19 protein-coding genes are annotated in these 18584 nt (G+C 67.7%); 10 read left to right on the top strand and 9 right to left on the bottom strand.

Annotation, left to right across the window (positions count from 1 at the left end; genetic code table 11):
- Positions 1-110: 110 nt before the first annotated feature.
- From AMK34_RS43735 to AMK34_RS13070, 4 genes are all read right to left on the bottom strand, one after another.
- Positions 111-242, bottom strand: a complete 132-nt coding sequence (locus AMK34_RS43735; protein WP_274534430.1) for a hypothetical protein — start codon at positions 240-242, stop codon at positions 111-113.
- Positions 243-478: 236 nt separating this feature from the next.
- On the bottom strand, positions 479-1372 hold the full coding sequence (locus AMK34_RS13080; protein WP_073845461.1) for a TIGR03619 family F420-dependent LLM class oxidoreductase: 894 nt from the start codon (positions 1370-1372) through the stop codon (positions 479-481).
- A gap of 124 nt (positions 1373-1496) precedes the next feature.
- Positions 1497-1862, bottom strand: coding sequence for a hypothetical protein (locus AMK34_RS13075; RefSeq protein WP_073845459.1), 366 nt, complete (start codon positions 1860-1862; stop codon positions 1497-1499).
- Between the two features lie 111 nt (positions 1863-1973).
- The gene (locus AMK34_RS13070; protein ID WP_073845457.1) at positions 1974-2375 is read right to left on the bottom strand and encodes a hypothetical protein; all 402 of its coding nucleotides are present in this window, start codon (positions 2373-2375) and stop codon (positions 1974-1976) included.
- A gap of 164 nt (positions 2376-2539) precedes the next feature.
- Between AMK34_RS13070 and AMK34_RS13065 the strand changes: the two genes are divergently transcribed.
- A complete protein-coding gene (locus AMK34_RS13065; protein WP_073845455.1) occupies positions 2540-4129 on the top strand; it encodes a helix-turn-helix domain-containing protein in 1590 nt (529 codons plus the stop codon).
- A gap of 1 nt (position 4130) precedes the next feature.
- On the opposite strand, the gene AMK34_RS13060 is transcribed toward AMK34_RS13065, so the two are convergent.
- Positions 4131-4817, bottom strand: a complete 687-nt coding sequence (locus AMK34_RS13060; protein ID WP_143202440.1) for a hypothetical protein — start codon at positions 4815-4817, stop codon at positions 4131-4133.
- Positions 4818-5111: 294 nt separating this feature from the next.
- On the opposite strand from AMK34_RS13060, the gene AMK34_RS13055 reads away from it, so the two are divergent.
- The 3 genes from AMK34_RS13055 to AMK34_RS13045 all read left to right on the top strand — a co-directional run bounded on the left by AMK34_RS13055 (position 5112) and on the right by AMK34_RS13045 (position 8968).
- Positions 5112-5903, top strand: a complete 792-nt coding sequence (locus tag AMK34_RS13055) for an ArsR/SmtB family transcription factor (RefSeq protein WP_038520693.1) — start codon at positions 5112-5114, stop codon at positions 5901-5903.
- A gap of 32 nt (positions 5904-5935) precedes the next feature.
- Entirely contained in the window at positions 5936-6715 is a 780-nt protein-coding gene (locus AMK34_RS13050; RefSeq protein ID WP_073845451.1) for a DUF3800 domain-containing protein, read from the top strand.
- Between the two features lie 105 nt (positions 6716-6820).
- Complete coding sequence (locus tag AMK34_RS13045) at positions 6821-8968, top strand: terpene synthase family protein (protein WP_073845449.1); 2148 nt, start codon at positions 6821-6823, stop codon at positions 8966-8968.
- 4 nt (positions 8969-8972) lie between these two features.
- Here AMK34_RS13045 and AMK34_RS13040 read toward each other — a convergent pair whose 3' ends face one another.
- Entirely contained in the window at positions 8973-10160 is a 1188-nt protein-coding gene (locus AMK34_RS13040) for a beta-1,3-glucanase family protein (protein WP_073845447.1), read from the bottom strand.
- Positions 10161-10464: 304 nt separating this feature from the next.
- Between AMK34_RS13040 and AMK34_RS13035 the strand changes: the two genes are divergently transcribed.
- The 4 genes from AMK34_RS13035 (at position 10465) to AMK34_RS13020 (ending at position 13881) form a co-directional block, all read left to right on the top strand.
- Positions 10465-11085 (top strand): sigma-70 family RNA polymerase sigma factor, encoded by a 621-nt coding sequence (locus AMK34_RS13035; RefSeq protein WP_073845445.1) that lies wholly within the window; start codon positions 10465-10467, stop codon positions 11083-11085.
- 438 nt (positions 11086-11523) lie between these two features.
- Positions 11524-12171, top strand: coding sequence for an ANTAR domain-containing protein (locus AMK34_RS13030; protein ID WP_241832758.1), 648 nt, complete (start codon positions 11524-11526; stop codon positions 12169-12171).
- A gap of 32 nt (positions 12172-12203) precedes the next feature.
- A complete protein-coding gene (locus tag AMK34_RS13025; RefSeq protein ID WP_073845441.1) occupies positions 12204-12917 on the top strand; it encodes a GAF and ANTAR domain-containing protein in 714 nt (237 codons plus the stop codon).
- 52 nt (positions 12918-12969) lie between these two features.
- Positions 12970-13881, top strand: coding sequence for a LysR substrate-binding domain-containing protein (locus tag AMK34_RS13020; RefSeq protein WP_073845439.1), 912 nt, complete (start codon positions 12970-12972; stop codon positions 13879-13881).
- Here AMK34_RS13020 and AMK34_RS13015 read toward each other — a convergent pair.
- Positions 13863-14870, bottom strand: a complete 1008-nt coding sequence (locus AMK34_RS13015) for a small ribosomal subunit Rsm22 family protein (RefSeq protein ID WP_073845437.1) — start codon at positions 14868-14870, stop codon at positions 13863-13865. The genes AMK34_RS13020 and AMK34_RS13015 overlap by 19 nt on opposite strands.
- A gap of 133 nt (positions 14871-15003) precedes the next feature.
- Between AMK34_RS13015 and AMK34_RS13010 the strand changes: the two genes are divergently transcribed.
- On the top strand, positions 15004-15420 hold the full coding sequence (locus AMK34_RS13010; protein WP_038520666.1) for a YciI family protein: 417 nt from the start codon (positions 15004-15006) through the stop codon (positions 15418-15420).
- Positions 15421-15450: 30 nt separating this feature from the next.
- A complete protein-coding gene (locus AMK34_RS13005) occupies positions 15451-16725 on the top strand; it encodes an RNA polymerase sigma factor (protein ID WP_073845435.1) in 1275 nt (424 codons plus the stop codon).
- Positions 16726-16781: 56 nt separating this feature from the next.
- Here the strand turns inward: AMK34_RS13005 and AMK34_RS13000 are convergent, their stop codons facing one another.
- Positions 16782-17222 (bottom strand): sigma factor-like helix-turn-helix DNA-binding protein, encoded by a 441-nt coding sequence (locus AMK34_RS13000; RefSeq protein WP_228694790.1) that lies wholly within the window; start codon positions 17220-17222, stop codon positions 16782-16784.
- 76 nt (positions 17223-17298) lie between these two features.
- Positions 17299-18171: a nuclease gene (locus AMK34_RS12995; RefSeq protein ID WP_073845433.1), complete on the bottom strand. Its 873-nt coding sequence runs from the start codon at positions 18169-18171 to the stop codon at positions 17299-17301.
- Positions 18172-18584: the final 413 nt, after the last annotated feature.

Here is an 18584-nt window from a genome sequence, read left to right as displayed (position 1 = left end):
TGGCGATCTGTCGAGTTCTGGGTGTTGATGAGCTTCGGAACTCGGCAGGGTGTCTTGGTCATACCGGAGTCGTAACCAGCCTCTGACCCATGCGGTGAAGACGTACGTGATCAGTGATGACTGATCAGGTCGCCAGCGTTCTTCTCGAATGCAGTGGTCAAGAACGTCGGGAGCGCGGCGAGCACCATGCGGCTGGCCAGCTCGTCGCGAATCTCCTCATTCGTATGCATGGCCTCGTACATGTCAGTGCTCAGCCTGGGGGCCGGCGGGCTCAGGCGCGCAACGTACCGCTGGATCTCGTTTGTGCGGAGCATGAGTGCGGATATCCCGTCTGTGACTGGGCGCCACCCCCCGTCCGTGCGTTGCAGCACGTAGGACGACGATGTGTGAACATTTTGTGGGGCTGACACGTCTGTCGAGGTCGATCTCCGTCGTCACCTGGCAGCGGGTGCTGCTCCCGTCCGCGCCGCGTCGGGAATCAGCCCATGGCGGTCAGTTCCAGCAGGCGGCCGGTGAGGTCGATGTGTTCTTCCACGCTGCTGGTCAGGTAGGTGAGGTCGACGAAGGTGTGGTCCGGCGCAAGTGTCGCGACGATCTTCGTCACCGACTCGGCGATGAGTTCCGGCTTCGTGTCCGGGGCGGCATTCACTCGCAGCGCCACGCCCAGTGTCCGCGGGTCGCGACCGGCTTGTTCGGCGTCGGCCCGGATCTTGGCCAGGGTGGAGGTGAGCATGTCGGCGGGGATGGTTTCGGGCACCGTCCAGACCGGCAGCCAGCCATCCGCCCGCTCGGCGACCCGGCGCAGTGCCCTCTCGCCGAACCCGGCCAGGTGTACGGGCGGCTTGCGTACCGGTTTCAGGTGGACGTGGGTCTCCGGAATCGTGTAGCCGATGCCGTTGTGTGACACGGTGTCCTTGGTCCACCAGGTGTCGAGAAGATCGAGTAGATCGTCCAGCCGCTTGCCGCGTTCCGCCATCGGAACGCCGACGGCCGCGTATTCGTCGGGTGACCAGCCGATGCCCAGGCCGGGGAGCAGCCGGCCGTTGCTGGCCACGTCGATGCTGGTCAGCAGCCGGGCGAAGTTGGCGGGCTGGTACTGCGTCGCGTTGATGGTGCTGGACCCGAGGATCGCGGTTTCGGTCACGGCGGCCGCGACGGCCAGTGCGGTGAACGGATCTTGGGCGGTCCAAAACTCCTCGGGCATGGTGTCGTAGCCCGGGTAGGCCACCTCCGGGTTCACCGGCGACAGCAACCGGTCGCCGACCCAGAGACTGGCCGCCCCGGCCTGCTCCGCCGTACGCGCGTACCGCGCGATCCCACCTGGTGTGGCCGCCGCCTTGCCGAACACCGGAAGGCTGAACCCAAGACGCATCGATACTCCCCTGAGGTATGGACGGACCGTATCGGCCTTGGTGCCACTAGTACTCGCATTTGGTTGCGCGTTCAAGTATCTCGGGTGGAGGGACGCATGGATCGGCAGACTTTCACCGCGGTCATCAAGGCGCCGCCGCTTCCCGTGGCAGGGGCCGGATCCGGCTCAGCTGCACGAGGCTGAAGCCGAACAGCAGGACGCCGAGCGGGACGTGGACCGCCGTCACGTGCGCAATCCCGAGGAACACCTGCACCAGCGTGAGACCGAGGAACACGGCCGCGGGCAGGATCGGTTTGGCGGAGCCGCCGCCCGGCCGCCACACGAGGACCGCGACGAGCACGTGCAGCATCGAGACGCTGAACAGCGTGTAGGCCGTGGCGCTGTGCAGGGTGTGGCCACTCGGCACGGTCAGCAGGAGACCGGCGGAGATCGGGGTGAGGAAGACGGCCAGGGTCTGCACGGCGATCGCGACGCGCAACGGGGTCGGCATGTGAACTCCTTCGAGTGGACGTGTCACCACCTCGACGAGGGAGCCGCGGGAAACGTGACAAGGCGTTCGCGAGCCCCCACGCCCGCGAACGCCTCGATCAGGGAACCGGCGTCAGCACTTCACCTTGACCTTGTAGTAGCCGATGCTGTCGGAGATCTTCGTCCACTTCCCGCCCTTGAGCTCGCGAAGACCGAGGTGGCCGGTGCAGCCGTTCGGGATGTAGACGCCGTCGGCGTCCTTGTAGCTGTCGGTGGACAGGTCGCCGGGGTACAGCCGCACCTTGTCGCCGCAGGCCGTTCCGCTGCCGCCGCAGTTCCAGCCGTCGGCGACGACCAGCCACTTCTCGGAGTCCTTGTGGTTGATCACCCGGCCGCACAGTTCCTGCCCGAGGCCCGGGTAGGTGCAGTTGCCCTGGATGGTGATGGGCGCGTCGGCCTGCGCGGGTGTCGCGGCGGCGGTCATCGCCAGGATCGGCGCGGCCGCGGCGGCGAGGACGGCACGTCTCTTGTTCATTTTCTCCCCTTGTCGAACTCTGTGGTCGCTACGCCGAAACCCTGACGGATCGCGCTCGCCGGTGGGAAGGCCCGCGGCGTCCCGGGACGGCGATATGGGCCTTGTACAGCGGTTTCGCCGTTGTGATGGGATGCGCCGTGACAAGCTTTCGGGGAGGGGGCCGGATGGCGGAGCAGCGGGACGATCTGGCGGGATTGCTGTCGGCGTTGAAGCAGCGCAGCGGTCTCAGCTACGCCGAGCTCGCCAGACGGACCTACGTCAGCAGCTCGACCCTGCACCGCTACTGCACCGGCCGGAGCGAGCCGCCCGACTACCAGCTGGTGGCCGCCATCGCCAAGGAGTGCGGTGCGACCGACGACGAGCTGAACGAACTGGTGCGTCGGTGGCGTCGTCGCGGGGACGACGCACCGGAGCCGGAGCCCGCTCCCGTGCCGATCGCGGTGTCGGAGCCGCAGCCCCGGCGACGGGGCCGGCCGATCGCCGCCGTGCTCGTCGTGCTGATGGTGCTCGTCGTGACCGCGAGCGCGCCTTCGGGCACGGGTGCCGACGCGAGCGTCGAAGCGCTCTCCGCGGCTCCGTGGGTGAGGGAGCCCGTTGAGGTTTCCCCGGAGCTGTTCGGCGTGACGATGAACAGCGACACCGGGACCATGCCCGCGTTCCGGGTCGGCGGGGTGCGGTTCTGGGACAGCCACACCCGCTGGGCGAACCTGCAGCCTGCCCGCGACCGCTTCGACTGGGCCACACTCGACCGGTTGGTCGACGGCGCGGAAAAGGCAGGCCTGCCCTCCCTGTTCGTCCTCGGCGGGACACCGGGTTGGGCGGCGCCGAACTCGCCGAAGGGCGCGTACACCGACGGGTCGCGGACCGGTTCGCCGGAGAACCTCGCGGACTGGGACCGCTTCGTCGAAGCCCTCGTTTCCCGCTATCGGGGCAGGCTCGATGCCTACGAGCTGTGGGTTCAGGCGTCGAATCCCAAGTATTACTCGGGTTCGGTGGAGACACTCGTGCAGATGACGGGCCGGGCCGCGAGGATCGTGCGCTCCTTCGACCCGGACGCCACGCTGGTGTGTCCCTCGATGGGACAGCTCTGGCAGCCGGCCGGGCGGGAAACGCTGAAGCGGTTCGCGGAACTCGGCGGTTACGACCACTGCGACGTCGCGGGAGTCAAGCTGCACCAACGACATCCGGCCGATCCGCCGGAGACGCTCGTCAACCTCCTACGGGAGATCGACGACACGATGCACGCGGCCGGCGTCCATCCGCCGCTATGGAACACGGGCACCACTTACGACATCCCGCTCCAGGAACGTCTGTCTCCCAAGCGTTCCGTGGATCATGCCGTGCGGTTCTACCTCGCCGGGCTGTACGGCAGGGAGTTCGGCATGCGCCGGATGTACTTCTACAACTGGGGTTCGAGCCGCCTGCCGCTGGTGCTGCAGGTCGAGGGGACTCCGCCGACCCGCGCGGCCCTCGCGGTCGAGACGCTCCAACGCTGGCTGGCGGGCACTCGGCTGCGCGGGTGCGCGCAGGGACTTCCGGCCGGGCTGCCCGCGAACGTCTGGCAGTGCGAGTTCGTCGACGGTGCCGATCGCTTGCTGACGATCCGCTGGACGCACTCGGGGAGCGCGTTCACGACGGCGGGTCCGGGCGCCGAGTCGCGTACCGGGCTCGATGGGACGGTCACGCCGCTGCGGCCTGGTGACCCTGTTCAGGTGACGGAGACGCCGGCGTTGATCACCCACTCCGGCGGTTAGCTCAGGCGGTCGCGGCCGGTTCGGCCTTGTGCGAGCGGCGTGAAACGGATTTGAAGATGCTGTAGCCGATCACCGTTCCGAAAGTGAGGATCGGGTAGTCGAGTGCGAAGCCGAACTCGATTGCGGGAATGAGCAAGACCGCCACGTAGACCGGCAGCGACGGTTCCGGTTCTTTGCGGCCCCGTGCTTTCTTGGCCTTCAATTCCGCCGCGTGGCGGGCGGTCTTCCCCCAGGGTTTGACGACCGAGACCCAGAGCAGGAAAGCGGTGGCGCACGCCATCCCGCACGTTCCGACGAGGATCGGGATCCGCGGCTCTTCCGCTCCGGCTCGCAACGCCTCGACGACCGACGGCAGCAGCCTGCTCACCACCGTGCTCGCGATGACCAGCAAGGCGACCGTGATGACGAACTTGACCATCACCCAGCGATGTTTGAAGAAACCCCATGACGTCAGCGCAGAGAGCATCATCCCGGTGTAGGCGGAAACGATGGCCGCCGGATCGAGGACCGTGTTCTCGAGGAACTCGGCGAGTTCGAAGGTCGCCAGGCGGGCGGGGCCGTCGGACGACCAGCCGCGCAGCAACAGGGCCAGCTGCGCCAGCTGCATCGTGCACCAGGCGACCGAGGCCAGCACATGGAGGCACAGCAACAACCGTCTGGCGTGTTTCGTCCGCGAATCGGCTTTCATGGAAATGAAGCGTGTCGGAACCGATTCTGCCGAGCATCCGGGCATATCCCGAGACCTCGGAAAGGCGCCCTTAAGGGGAGATGGCGGTCCGATACCGAGGCTGTTTCATGAATAGGGGATGTCGCGAGGGAAACCGTGGTATTCGCGTCTTCTTCGTGTGGAAACCGACTGGCTGAGCCTGGTCCCGGGTCCGCGCGTGCTCGGTGAGAACCCTGAGCAGCCGGCTTGACATGCAGCCGTGCGGCTGCCTAATCTGCAAAGGCAGCCGCGAGGCTGCATATCAGGGAGAGCGGCATGGACGAGGTCTTCAAGGCGCTGGCCGACCCGAGCAGGCGGCGGTTGCTCGACGACCTGAACGCCCGCAACGGGCAGACCCTGCGCGAGCTGTGCGCGGGGCTGGACATGGCGCGGCAGTCGGTCAGCAAGCATTTGGCCGTGCTGGAAGCGGCGAATCTGGTGACCACGGTGTGGCGTGGCCGCGAGAAGTTGCACTACGTGAACGCGGAGCCGATCAACGCGATCGCCGAGCGCTGGATCGACCGGTACCACCAGGGCCGGGTCGACGCGCTCGCCGACCTCAAGAAGGCATTGGAGCAGGAACCCATGAGCACCGACGAATTCGTGTACACCAGCTACATCAGGACGACGCCGGAGCGGCTTTGGCAGGCGCTCACCGATCCGGTCTTCACCAAGCGGTACTGGGGTTGCGAGTTCACCTCGGACTGGAAGGCCGGGTCGACGATGGCCTGGGAGCAACTCGGCGTGAAGCTGGAGGATCCCGAACAGGTCGTCCTCGAGTCCGACCCGTATCGGCGGCTGTCCTACACCTGGCACACCTTCACGCCGGAGTTCGCCAAGTCGGTCGGGCTCGACGACGACGTGTCGGCGAAGCTCCAGGCCGAGTCGCGGTCGAAGGTGACGTTCGACCTCGAACCCGTCGGCGACATGGTGAAGCTGACCGTGGTGCACGACGGTTTCGACCAGGGCAGCACCGCGCTGGAGATGGTCAAGGGCGGCTGGCCGTCGATCCTGTCGAGCCTCAAATCGCTGCTGGAGACCGGCGAGCCGCTGCCCGAACCCGCGTAACCCGGTCGACCCGGCCCTCGCGATCGGGCACGATGCGCAGCGTGCCCCTGGAGATCGCCTGCGACGAGTCCGGGTCCGAGGGCGAGAAACTGATCGGCGGCCGGACCGGCGTGTTCGCGCACGCGGGGGTCCGGCTGAGCCTCGAAGAGACCGCGGCTTGCCTGGTCGAGCTGCGGCGAAGGATCCGCTCGCCGGCGCTCGAGTACAAGGCGAACCACCTCCTCCGCACGAAGCACCGGCGGGTGCTCGAATGGTTCCTCGGTCCGCGCGGCCCGGTCCACGGGCGTGCGCAGGTGTACCTCGTGGACAAGAAACGGCTGCTGGCGAACGAACTCCGGGCGCTCGCCGGGCCCGAAATCCGGCCGGACGACGAGCTCCTCGCCGCGTTCAACGACGTGCTGCGGACCAGGAACCGCCGGGATCCGGCGGCGGGGTCGTTCTTCGCGATGGCCGGGGACACCGCGGAATTGCGGGCGAAGGTCGGCCGGACGCGCGACGCCAAGAGCCTCGATCCGCTGGTGCCCGCGATCCTCCGCGCCATCGAGTACTGGAGCGCGGGAGGGGAGCCGGTCTTCCTCGTCCATGACGAACAACCGTCGCTCAAAGGGGACCGGCTCGCCCGGATCGAGTCGAGTCCGGGATTGGCCGGGGTGAAGTTCGTGGATTCCCGGACCGATCCGCGGGTGCAGGTCGCCGATTTCCTCGTCGGCGTCGCCCGCCGGATCGCGGAGGACGCATTGAACGGGAACGGCGACGAGATATTGACCGGATTGCTCGTGCCGTATGTCGATCCGGAGTCACTCTGGGACTGATTCACTCCATGGCACACCGAATCGCTCGGCTGGACGGTTGCCCAGCGCGGCGGCGGGCTGGAAACGTCGGAACGGATCCGACCCCGGCCCGGGAGGCAGTCGCAGATGCAGGCTTTCACCTTGCCCGAGTTCTACCTGCCCCATCCGGCCAGGATGAATCCGCACCTCGAAGCGGCGCGGGCGCACAGTATGGCCTGGGCCGGGGAAATGGGGATGCTCGATTCGCCGTCGCCGTCCGGTGACGTCGTCTGGACCGAGCAGGCGCTGGCGAAAATGGATTACGCGCTGCTCTGCGCGCACACCCATCCGGACTGTGACGGGCCGTCCCTCGATCTGGTCACGGACTGGTACGTGTGGGTGTTCTTCTTCGACGACGATTTCCTCGCGCAATTCAAGTACACCCGGGACACCGAGGGCGCCAAGGCCTATTTGGACCGCTTGGAACTGTTCATGACCGGGCCGGGGGAAACATCACCGGAACCGGCGAATCCCGCCGAAGCCGGGCTTGAAAACCTTTGGGCGCGCACCATTCCTTCGATGTCCGAGGCCTGGCGACGGCGATTCGTCACCAGCACGCACAATCTGATGGTCGAATCGCTCTGGGAACTGGACAACATCGACCGCGGCCGCATCGCGAACCCCATCGAATACGTCCAGATGCGGCGTCGTGTCGGCGGGGCGCCGTGGTCGGCGAACCTCATCGAGTTCGCCGTCGGCGCCGAGGTGCCCGACGGGATCGCGGCGACCAGGCCGATGGAGGTACTGCGCGACACGTTCGCCGACGCCGTCCACCTTCGCAACGATCTCTTTTCCTACCAACGCGAAGTGCGCGAAGAGGGCGAGAACTCCAACGCCGTCCTCGTCTTCGAGAAGTTCCTCGACTGCCCGACGCAGGAAGCCGCCGAACTCACCAACGACCTCCTGACCTCGCGATTGCAGCAGTTCGAGAACACCGCGCTCGTCGAGGTGCCCGCGTTGCTCGCCGAGCGCGATGTCTCGCTGCCCGAGCAGATCGCGGTCGGCCTGTACGTCAAAGGCCTGCAGGACTGGCAGTCCGGCGGTCACGAATGGCACACCCGGTCGAGCCGGTACATGAACGAGGGCGCGGACTCCGGTACCGACAGCCTGGGCCTCGGCCGGCGGATACGCCAGCAGGCGCCGCCGCCGTTCGCGAAGACCGGGCACCTGCCGTTGCCGGAATTCCGCATGCCGTATCCCGTGCGCACCAGCCCCCATCTCGCCGCCGCCCGTGAATACGCGCCCGGCTGGGCGCGGGAGATGGGGATGCTCGACGGCGGGGTCTGGGACGAGCGCCGGTTCCGCGGGCTCGACCTCGCGTATTGCGCCGCGATGATCGACCCGGACGCGGACCTCGACGGGCTGAAACTGTCGACCGACTGGCTCACTTGGGGCACGTTCGGCGACGACTACTTCCCGCTGGTCTTCGGGGCGAAACGGGACGCGGTCGCGGCGAAACTGTGCAGCGACCGGCTTTCCCTGTTCATGCCGCTCGAAGGTGAGCCGGTGCCGAAGCCGTCGAACCCGATCGAGGTCGGCCTCGCGGACCTGTGGGGCCGCACCGCGGGACCGCTGTCCCCTCGCACGCGCGCGGGGTTCCGGCAGGCGGTCGAGAGTATGACCGCGAGCTGGGTCTGGGAGGTCGGGAATCAGGCGCAGAACCGCGTCCCCGACCCGGTCGACTACGTGGAGATGCGCCGCCGGACGTTCGGCTCCGATCTGACCAAGAGCCTCGCGCTCCTCGAACTCGGCGACGTCGTGCCCGCCGAGCTCTTCCGCAACCGCGTGCTGTTCGAACTCGACACGGCGGCGCAGGACTACGCGGCGTTCTCCAACGACCTGTTCTCGTACCAGAAGGAGATCGAATACGAGGGCGAGACGCACAACCTCGTGTACGTCGCCGAGCGGTTCCTGGACGTCGACCGGAACGAGGCCCGCGACATCGCCGCCCGGCTGGGCAACGCGCGGATGACGCAGTTCGAGCAGCTCGCCGACGAGGACCTGCCGCGGATGTGCGACGACCTCGGGCTCGGCGACGATGTCCGCGCGGCGGTCACCGGGTACGCGGACCACCTGAAGGACTGGATGGCGGGAATCCTGGAATGGCACCGGAAATGCGTGCGGTACACGCCGGAGGAGCTGGCGCGCGTCCACGCTCCCGAGCCGCCGGTGTTCTCGCTCGTGCCGAGCGGGATCGGCATGTCGGCTTGGCGGATCGGGAGCGGGGCGCGCTGATCGTCTAGAAAGCGGTCAACGTGATCCGCGCGGTCCGCGGATCCCCGTCGTGCACCAGCGACTCGAAGTGCCCGACGTCGTCGAAGGCGAAGCCGTACGCCTTCCCGTCGACCATCTGCTCGTGCACGATCCGCGAGTAGTGGTCGGTCACGGACTGCTTGTAGAACTGGCCCGCGTCGTACGTCGGCTGAGTGTGCAGCGAGCCGAGCGTCGAGCGGTGCAGCGCCGCGCACAGGGTCCGCGCGATCGGGCCGACGACCTGGTCGTTCGGCGCGTGCAGCCGTCCGTCGCAGTTGAAGACGTCGCGGGTGCTCGGCTTGCTGAACGACGCCACTTCGGCGCCCGAGGTGTCGGTGAAGCGCAGGACGTCGTCCCCGCCGGTCCGTCCGGTGAACTTCTTACCGGGTTCGGCCTCGAACGGGACGACGGCGAGCGGTGTCGACTTGTAGGTGTTCCAGGCGCTAGTGACGTAGCCGTCGAGGTAGTTGCCACTGAACTTGCCGGTGTCGAGCCCCTTGCCCGGCGCGAGGACCCGCAGCCGGTTGTACACCAGGTTCGAGAACCCGGACTGGCCCTGGACGGCGTTGAAGATGTTCTCGCGGCCACCGGGCTTCAAACGGCCGGCCTCCTTGTTCGCGCCCGCCCCGTTGGTCAGCCCGACGGCGTGCGGCACGCTGAACATGTCGACCTGCGAGCTGTTGATGAACAGCCCGCCGTTGTCGTAGGTGAATTCGCTCCAGTCGAACAGGATGTCGCGGTTCGGGTCGCCGTCGGCCCACGGCGCGGGCTGGACCAGGCCGTCCGGGGTGAGGAAGAACTTGATCTTCTGCCCGAACGACATGTAGACCCGGCCCGAGAGCATGCGCGGGATCCGCAGCGTGGTCGAGCCGCCGTTGCCGGGGCCCGCGATCGAGACGTCCGGCGCGGGGCTCGGCGGGTTCGCGCCCGGCGGCCACGCGGTGAAGGCGCCGGCGGCGTTGACGTAGCCGAGTTTCCCGGTGTCGAGGTTCGTGCCGAGCACGTAGAGGTGGACCGCGTCGGAGCGGTTCGAATTGTTCGTCACGGTCAGCGGCAGCGGATCGGGGCCGGCGGCGGCCGCGGTGGACGCCGAAAGCGCCGAAACACCGGTGACCAGGGGGAGGGCGACCGCCAACGCGGTCAAAACGCGCCGGACTTTCTTGCGGATGCGCACAGTTCACTCCTCGGCGGAATCCCGCCGCGGAGCGTGGACGCGCCGCGGCGGTGCTTGCGGATGTCGGCCGGGGGCGCGTTCCCGGCCTGGGCGTGACCTTGGCGAGGGGTCTCAGCACGGGAAGTTACGTCGCGGTATGCCGACATGTCCAGACCACTGGTGGGAATCTGTCCGGTTTTGCGCCGGGACGGACAATTCGTCGCGGGCCTTCGCCGATTGAGGTGGCCGGATTCCTCGACTACCGTTGTCCGGGTTCCGTCCTGGACCCCGGCGGCCGGGTTTTCTCATCCGTGGGGAGCGGGACATGAGCGACGAATTTCCGATGCGAAGAACCGGCGGCGGCGAGACGTGGATTTCCGCCGCCTCCTGGGACGGCCTCGCCAAGGCCGCGGCGGACGGCGAGCCGCACGGCATGGACGACCTCATGGCCGCCGTCGCGACGTGGGCACGCCAGTACACCGAGACCCGCCTCGGCGGCCATGAGCTGACGTACCTCGAACCGGCCGACGTCGCCCAGGAGATCTGTCTCGCGGTCCTGGTCGCCGTCCCCGGATACGGCGTACGCGGCGGTTCCTTCCTGTTCCTCCTGCGCGCCATCGCGGCGAACAAGGTCGCCGACGTCTTCCGGAAGGCGGCGCGGAGCAAGCAGGTGCTGACCGGCGAACTCCCCGAGCGCCCGGCCGGACCGGCGGATGAACCGGAGCAGCGCGCGCTGCGGACCGACCTCGGGGTCCGCCTCGGCAGGCTGATGCGGATGCTGCCCGTCTCGCACCGCGAGGTGCTGGGGATGCGGGTGATCGGCGAGCTGACGTCGAACGAGACCGCGGCGGCGCTCGGGACGACCTCGTCACGGGTGCGGGTGACCAAACATCGCGCGATCAGCAGACTGCGCGCCTGCGCTCAGCGCCAGGACGCCTTGAGCTGAAACCGGATCAACAGCCGGACCAACGGATTCTCCCGTTTGGCGCGGGTTTCGAGAATGCGAACGCACATGGCCCCTCCAGAGCTCGCCGGCGAGCACCGTTGCCGAGGGCCAGGACAAGCGGTCTCGTTTCCCACCCTAGGCGCGGTCCGGGGAGCCGGAACCGGCTGAACGGACCATTGACGGCCACCCGCACCCGCCATTCAGCCCTTCGGGCTACTGCATTAGTGCCGAAGAAGTCGTTGTGGGCACGGCAAAGAGCGGAAACGTGGGAGTATGGTCGCGGCGCGAACGGCAGGTTCGCACTGTTCGCCCCTGACCTCGGCGATCCCGTCCGGCACCGGACAACGCCGAGAGGCAGACATGAGGCCTGCAAGGCCCGATCACACCGCACTGGTATGGGCGAAGTTGCGTAACCTCGCTTCGGAATCCGGATCCGCGGTGACAGTGGAACACGCGTGCATCGTCTGCGGAGAGGTTCTCGAGGCCGCGGGCGTCGGCCTCACCCTCGCCGCGAAAGGAGGTCCCGCCGAGCCGGTCTTCGCCACCGACGAACGCAGCAGGGAATTGGAAGACCTGCAGTTCACCCTGGGAGAAGGACCGGCGCTGGAGGTGATGGACGGCGGGACGCTCGTCGTCGTCACCGATATGACCGATTCGGAGGCGTCGCTCCGGTGGCCGATGTTCGCTCCCGAGGCGATCGACAGAGGCGTCAAATCGATCATCGCGGTGCCCATTCAGGCCGGGGTGATCAAACTGGGCGTCGTCGACTGCTATCGCGAACTCGCCGGGCTCCCTTCGGTGCACGGCCAAGCGGAGGCACTCGTCTGCGCCGAAGCCGCGATCACCCTCGCCGTCGCCGATGCCGACATCGGAAGGCCCGGCCTCGCCGAACTGATCGACCTCGAATTCACCCAGCATCGTGCTCAAGTCCACCAGGCCGCGGGCATGGTGTCGGTCCAGCTCGACATCGGGCTCAGGGACGCGCTCGCCCGCTTGCGTGCCCACGCCTTCGCCAACGGCCGCAAGCTGAGCGAGGTGGCCGAGGACGTGGTGACGCGCAGGTTCGCGTTCCGGCCCGGCTCGTGATGGGTCGAGTGCCTAAGGAGAGAACGGAAAAGATGACCGACTCGGCGACCGCCTTGCGAGAAACCTTCGTGCAGCTGGCGGACACGCTTGTCGACGACTTCGACCTCATCGAGTTCCTCGATCTGCTCGCGTTCAGATGTGTCGAGCTGCTCGGCGTCTGCACCGCGGGCCTGTTGCTCGCCGACCCGCGCGGCACGCTCACCATGGTGGCCGCTTCCGACGAACAAACCCGGTTGCTCGAATTGTTCCAGCTGCAGAACTCCGAGGGGCCCTGCCTGGACTGCTACCAGGACGGCGAGCCGGTGCGATGCGTGGATCTGGTGCGTGCGCGCGGAAGATGGCCGAAGTTCGCCCGGGAGGCGGAAAACGCCGGATTCCGTTCCGTGTACGCGTTGCCGATGCGGTTGCGGGAAGACGTGATCGGCGCGCTGAACCTGTTCGGCACGCGTCCCGCCTTGCTCGACGACGAGGGATTGCGGCTGGGACAGGCACTCGCGGACATCGCCACGATCGGCATCGTGCATCACCGCCTGCTGCAGCGGCAGGAGATCATCACCGCGCAACTGCAGACGGCGTTGAACAGCCGGGTCATCATCGAACAGGCGAAAGGCGTGTTGGCCGAACGGCTCCGCGTTTCGATCAGCGACGCGTTCGGCGTACTACGCGCCTACGCGCGGAGCAACAACCGCAAGATCCTCGCCGTGGCGACGGGGATCATCGATCGCACAGTGGAAATCCGGCGCTGAGCGATACCGGTTCGGCGCTTGTCCGCCCCAGGCCGATTCCTAGACTGGATGGGTGTTCTCCCTGGAGCAGCTGGTGAGTTTCGTCGCGGTGGCCGAGGAACTGCACTACGGCCGGGCGGCGGAGCGGCTCTCGATGACGCAGCCGCCGTTGAGCAGGCGGATCCAGCTGCTGGAGCGGGAACTCGGGGCCGAGCTTTTCGATCGTACGCACCGCACCGTCCGGCTGACCCCCGCCGGACGGGTTTTCCTCGCCGAGGCAAGGAAGATCCTGCGTTCGTCGCACGAGGCGACGTTGTACGTCCGCCGCGTGAAGAAGGGTGAGGTCGGCGTCGTGACGCTCGGTTTCACCGCCACGGCGGCGTATTCGTATCTCGAACGCGTCATCGCCGCGGCGAACGCCGAGGTGCCCGGCGTCGATCTCGTGCTCCGGGAGATGGTGACGGCGGCGCAGGTGGAGGAGCTGCTCGCGGGCGGGATCGACCTCGGCATGATCCGGCCACCGGTCGCGGGCGCCGACATCGTGACCCTGCCGCTGTGGCGGGAACCGCTGCTGGCCGCGCTGCCGTCGGCGCATCCTTTGGCACGGCGCAAGAAGAATCCCGACGTCCGCGATTTCGACGCCGAACCGTTCATCATGTATTCGCCGTCGGAAGGCCGGTACTTCCACGATCTGCTCGTCGCGGTGTTCCGCGCCGCCCGGGTGTCGCCGGAGTACACGCAATACCCCTGTCAGGTGCATACGGTGCTCGCGCTGGTGAAGGCGGAACTCGGCGTCGCGCTGGTCCCGGCCGCGGCAAGCACGCTGCGCTTCGAAGGTGTCGTGCTCCGTCCGGTGGACGGGGTCGAGGGCCGTCCGGTGGAACTCGACCTGATGTGGCGGCGCGGCAACGACAATCCGGCACTCGGCGCGCTGCTCACCGCCATCGGCAATCCTCCGCGGCGCCGTCAGTCCACTGTGGAGTGATCGGGCCAGGCGTCGCCCCATTCCGCGTCGCGGGCCGCGCGGTAGGCCGGGCCGTGTCGTTTGGTGACGATCTTCTCGGTGAGACCGGACTCGGCGCACAGGGACAGGCTGACCATGCCCTTGCGTTTGGCCGGATGCCGCAGGATGCGGGCGTCGGCGCGTTCCGGCGCCGTGCGGGAGGCGACGACGTAGGAGAACTTCTCGTCCTCGAAGCCGAGCGTTCCGGACTTGAGCTGACGGTGCAGGCCCGTGCGCGGGAGGCGCGCGGAGAAATGGCACCAGTCCTTGCCGCGCGGGATCGGGCACGCGCCCTCGTGCGGACAGGGCGCGACCAGGGAGAGCCCGAGTTCGACGAGCTGATCCCGCGCCGCGACGATCCGCTCGTAACCCGCGGGGGTGCCGGGTTCGATCAGCACCAGCATCGAGGCCTTCGCCGAGAGCCAGCGGACGGTGTCGGCCCGGCGCGCTTCGGGCAGCTCGCCGAGGACATAGGAGAGGGTCACCAGATCGGCCTCGGGCGCGGGCGCCGCCGGGTCGATCAGGCCGCGCCGCCAGGTCGCGCCCCGGACGGCCTTGTCCCCGGCGTTCTCCGCGAGCCGCCGCCCCAGCGCGATCGCGCCGGGGACCTGCTCGACGACGGTGCTCTCCTCCAGCGTCGGCCACACGTCGGCCGCCGCCCAGATCGCGGCGCCGGTTCCGCCGCCGATGTCGATCTGCGTGCGCGGAGCGAACCCAGGGGCGCGAAGGGCGGCTTCGGCGAGGACGGCGTGTACGGCCGCGTACGTGGCCGGCATCCGGTAGCCCGCGTACGCCGCGATGTCCGCTTCGGACGAGAGGATGGGCGCGCTCGCGGGGGCGTTCTCGCGGTAGCGCGTGCTGAGCCGCTCGACGGACTGCGTCAGCCTGTTCTGCGGGTACTTGCCCAGCTCTTCGTCGAGGGCGGAGCGGAGGGTTTCGGGGAGTGCGGACACGATCGAAGATTCTCGCATGGGTGGTTGACCTGCGGTTTTCCGGCTGCTCGAATATCGGCGGAAAAAAGTTCGGGGACCGTGTCGAATCCCGGGGTGCCCGATCGACGCGTAGATGTGGCAGGGACGAGCCCCGCCGGGAACGGAGACTTCGATGCGGTTCATGGTGATTGTCAAGAGCGACGAGAAGACCGACGTGGCCGGCGCCCAGCCGAGCGCCGAGGAGCTGCAGGAGATGGGGAAGTTCAACGAGGAACTGGTGAAGGCCGGCGTCATGCTCGCGGGTGAAGGCCTGCTGCCCAGCTCCGAGGGTTTCCGCCTCCAGTACTCCGGCACCACCGAGGCGCGCGTCGTCGACGGGCCGTTCGCCGAGAGCAAGGAACTCATCGCGGGTTTCTGGATCCTGCAGGTCAAGGACCGGGCCGAGGTCATCGAATGGATGAAGCGCGCGCCGTTCCGCGAGGGCGAGATCGAGATCCGCCGGATCGCCGAGCTGGACGACTTCGACAACGCGACCCCGGAGATCGTCGAGCACGAGAAGAAGCTGCGGGAGCAGGCCGAGGCGAAGTAATGGTTGCGGTCGCCGCGCCGACGATGTTGATTGGTCGGCGTGACGGCAACGACAGACTCCCGTTCGGCGATCGACGCGGTGTGGCGGATCGAATCGGCCCGCCTCATCGCCGGCCTCGCGCGGATGACGCGCGACGTCGGCCTCGCGGAGGAGCTGGCGCAGGACGCGCTGGTCGCCGCGCTCGAACAGTGGCCTGAGTCGGGCGTCCCGAGGAATCCGGGCGCCTGGCTCATGACCACGGCCAAACGCCGGGCGGTCGACACCTTCCGGCGCAACGAGCGGTACGAGAAGAAGCTCGGCGAGATCGGCCGCGAGCAGGAGTACGAGGAGGAGCCCGACTTCACCGCGGGCCTCGACGACCATATCGAGGACGATCTGCTGCGGCTGGTGTTCACCGCCTGCCACCCGGTGCTTTCGACCGAGGCCAGGGTGGCGCTGACGCTGAAGATGATCGGCGGGCTGCAGACGCACGAGATCGCGCGGGCGTTCCTGGCCAAGGAGACCGCCATCGCGCAGCGGATCGTGCGGGCGAAGAAGACGCTCGGCGACGCCAAGGTGCCGTTCGAGGTGCCCGAGGGGTCGGACAGGGTCGCGCGCCTCTCCTCGGTGCTCGAAGTCATCTACCTGATCTTCAACGAGGGCTATTCGGCGACGGCGGGCGAGGACTGGATGCGGCCCGCGCTGTGCGAGGAGGCGCTGCGGCTCGGGCGGATCCTCGCCGGGCTGATGCCGAAGGAACCCGAGGTGCACGGGCTCGTCGCGCTGATGGAGATCCAGGCTTCGCGGTCCGCCGCCCGCGTCGGGCCGAACGGCGAACCCGTGTTGCTGATGGACCAGGACCGCACGAAATGGAACCGGATCCTGATCGGCCGCGGCCTCTCCGCGCTGGAGCTCTCCGAGTCGCTCACGGGCGGCGCTTTCGGCGTCTACGCGGCGCAGGCCGCCATCGCCGCCTGCCACGCGCGGGCGCGGACGGGCGAGGAGACCGACTGGGCGCGGATCGCCGTCCTGTACGAAGGGCTCGGGAAGCTGAACCCGTCGCCGGTGATCGAACTGAACCGCGCGGTGGCGCTGTCGATGGCCGTCGGTCCGGAGGCGGGGCTGGAGATCGTCGACAAGCTGACGTCGGAGCCCGCGCTCAAGGCGTACCACCTCCTGCCGAGCGTGCGCGGCGACTTCCTGTCGAAGCTCGGCCGCCTCGACGAGGCCCGCGCCGAGTTCGAGCGCGCGGCGGAGATGACCGGGAACGATCGGGAGCGCACCCTGCTCCTGAACCGCGCGGCCGAATGCACCCCTCGCGTTTAGTCCTCTGAATGCGGTGGTTCGACCTGCGAACCACCGCATTCAGAGGACGAAATGCGTCAGGCGGGGGCGGGGCGAAGCGCGGTCAGCGCCCGGTGCTGCCCCAACCGGACCGCCTGGACGGAGCAGCCGAGCGCGAGCGCGGTGTCGTCGGCGGAAAGCCCGACGAGCGACCGCAGCACCATGATCTCGCGCTGCTGCCCCGGCAGCCCCGAAAGCGGGTTCGGCAGTTCGGCGGCGGTCCGGTGGAAGTCGTCGACCAGACCGTGCGTGACGTCGTAGGCGAACGCGAGCAGGGCGCGCGCACCGGCCGTCCCGGCGACGATCTCGCGGCAGCTGTCCTTGGCGACCGCGTCGGCGATGTCGTAGGTGCCCGAACGACGACCGATCCGCGCCCGGCAATAACGCACGACCAGGACGCGGACGGCGTCGACGAGTTTCGAAGTCGGCTCCATCCGCCCGTCGGCCTCCTCCGGCCGTCGCGAACCGTGTCCTTCCATCGGCTCCCTCTCCCACCTTTCAGATGAGCACGGCCGCGGGGGAGGGAGGTACGGTCTTTTTGCCCACACGAGCGGGTCAGGCCTCGATGAAGACGATCCGCTCGGGCTCGATCGTGAGGCTCACGGTCTGCCGTTTCACGCTCACCAAGGTCTCGAATTCCGTCGCGTGCCCGTCCGGGACGGTGAACAGGCGATCGTTGCGGGAATCGAGGAAGTCGGAGAAGCCGGTCAGCGAGACTCCGCCGCTTTCGTCGAGCGCGAGGTAGTCGACGAGCCGGCGGAACAGTTTCGGCAGGATCACCAGTTCGTCGGCCAGTTGCCGCCGCGACGCGAGCTTGAACCCGGAGTTCGTGACGTCCTGCGGCCACAGCCCGAGCCCGTTCTGGCGGGCTTTGACCGCGGCTTCGGCCAAGGCGTCACGGAGATCGGGATAAAGCAGTGAATAGAACGTCGGATAGACGAGACCGTCCGCGACCTGCCGGTAGTTCGCGGAGTTCTTCAGCGTTTTGACGTCGAGGTGGACCTTGGAAAGGTCCGCCGACCGTCCCGGCCGCTGCCCGGGAAAGGCGAACGCCACGGCTCGTCCGTATTTGTCGGCGAATCGCGTCAGTATGTGACCGGCTACCTTGATCGGCGTCGACGATGTGACCCTTCCCCGTTCGTCGCGTTCGACGGTTTTGAAGCCGAGGCACTTCAGCAGGTTCGCCGCGGCGGCGTCGGCGAATTCCGCGGGCTGGTGCCATATCCCGCCGGTTCCCCTGGCCTGGTAATGCGTTTCGAGCGCGTCGATCGCGTCGAGCCGCAACTGCATCCCGCCCCGCGAATTGAGCCGGACCTTCAGGCCCGCCTTCTTGGTCGCCTGCGGGTCTTCGGGATAGAACCGCACCGAATCGCCGTCCGGTGAGGCTCCGACAAGCTGGAACGTACCTTTGATCAGCGTCATGGGCATGAGGACAACGGTAGTTCGCATTCCGGTGAACGGATCCGGTGTTCATCCATCCAGCCCAATGGCCGGTTAAGATCGGATGACCAATGTGGACATTCTCGAAAGGGTAATGACGGCCTGCGCCGAAAGTCGGTGAGTCGTCCGTCTGAACACGCGTGTCGTCCGTCCCGTCACGCGTGTCGTCCCGCCAGTCACGCGAAATCCCCGCCGGGCACGGGGCGGTGACTCTTGAGGGCAAGGCAAAAGGGGCGGCTGACGGCCCAGCTGGTGAAGGCCTCCTTCCCTACCCTGACGGTAGGGAAGGAGGCCTTCACTACGCCTCTGTGTCGTGCCCTTGGCCCTGGCCGGGGCGCGTGTCGCGGAAGCCACTTTCGCGACGTGTGATGTCCCGAAAGTGGCTTTCGCGACACGGTCGC

It is taken from the genome of Amycolatopsis sp. CB00013, from assembly GCF_001905755.1.
Lineage (GTDB): Bacteria > Actinomycetota > Actinomycetes > Mycobacteriales > Pseudonocardiaceae > Amycolatopsis > Amycolatopsis japonica.
The sequence above is the reverse complement of the archived record's forward strand: the minus strand, read 5'-3'. Positions and strand labels throughout refer to the sequence as shown.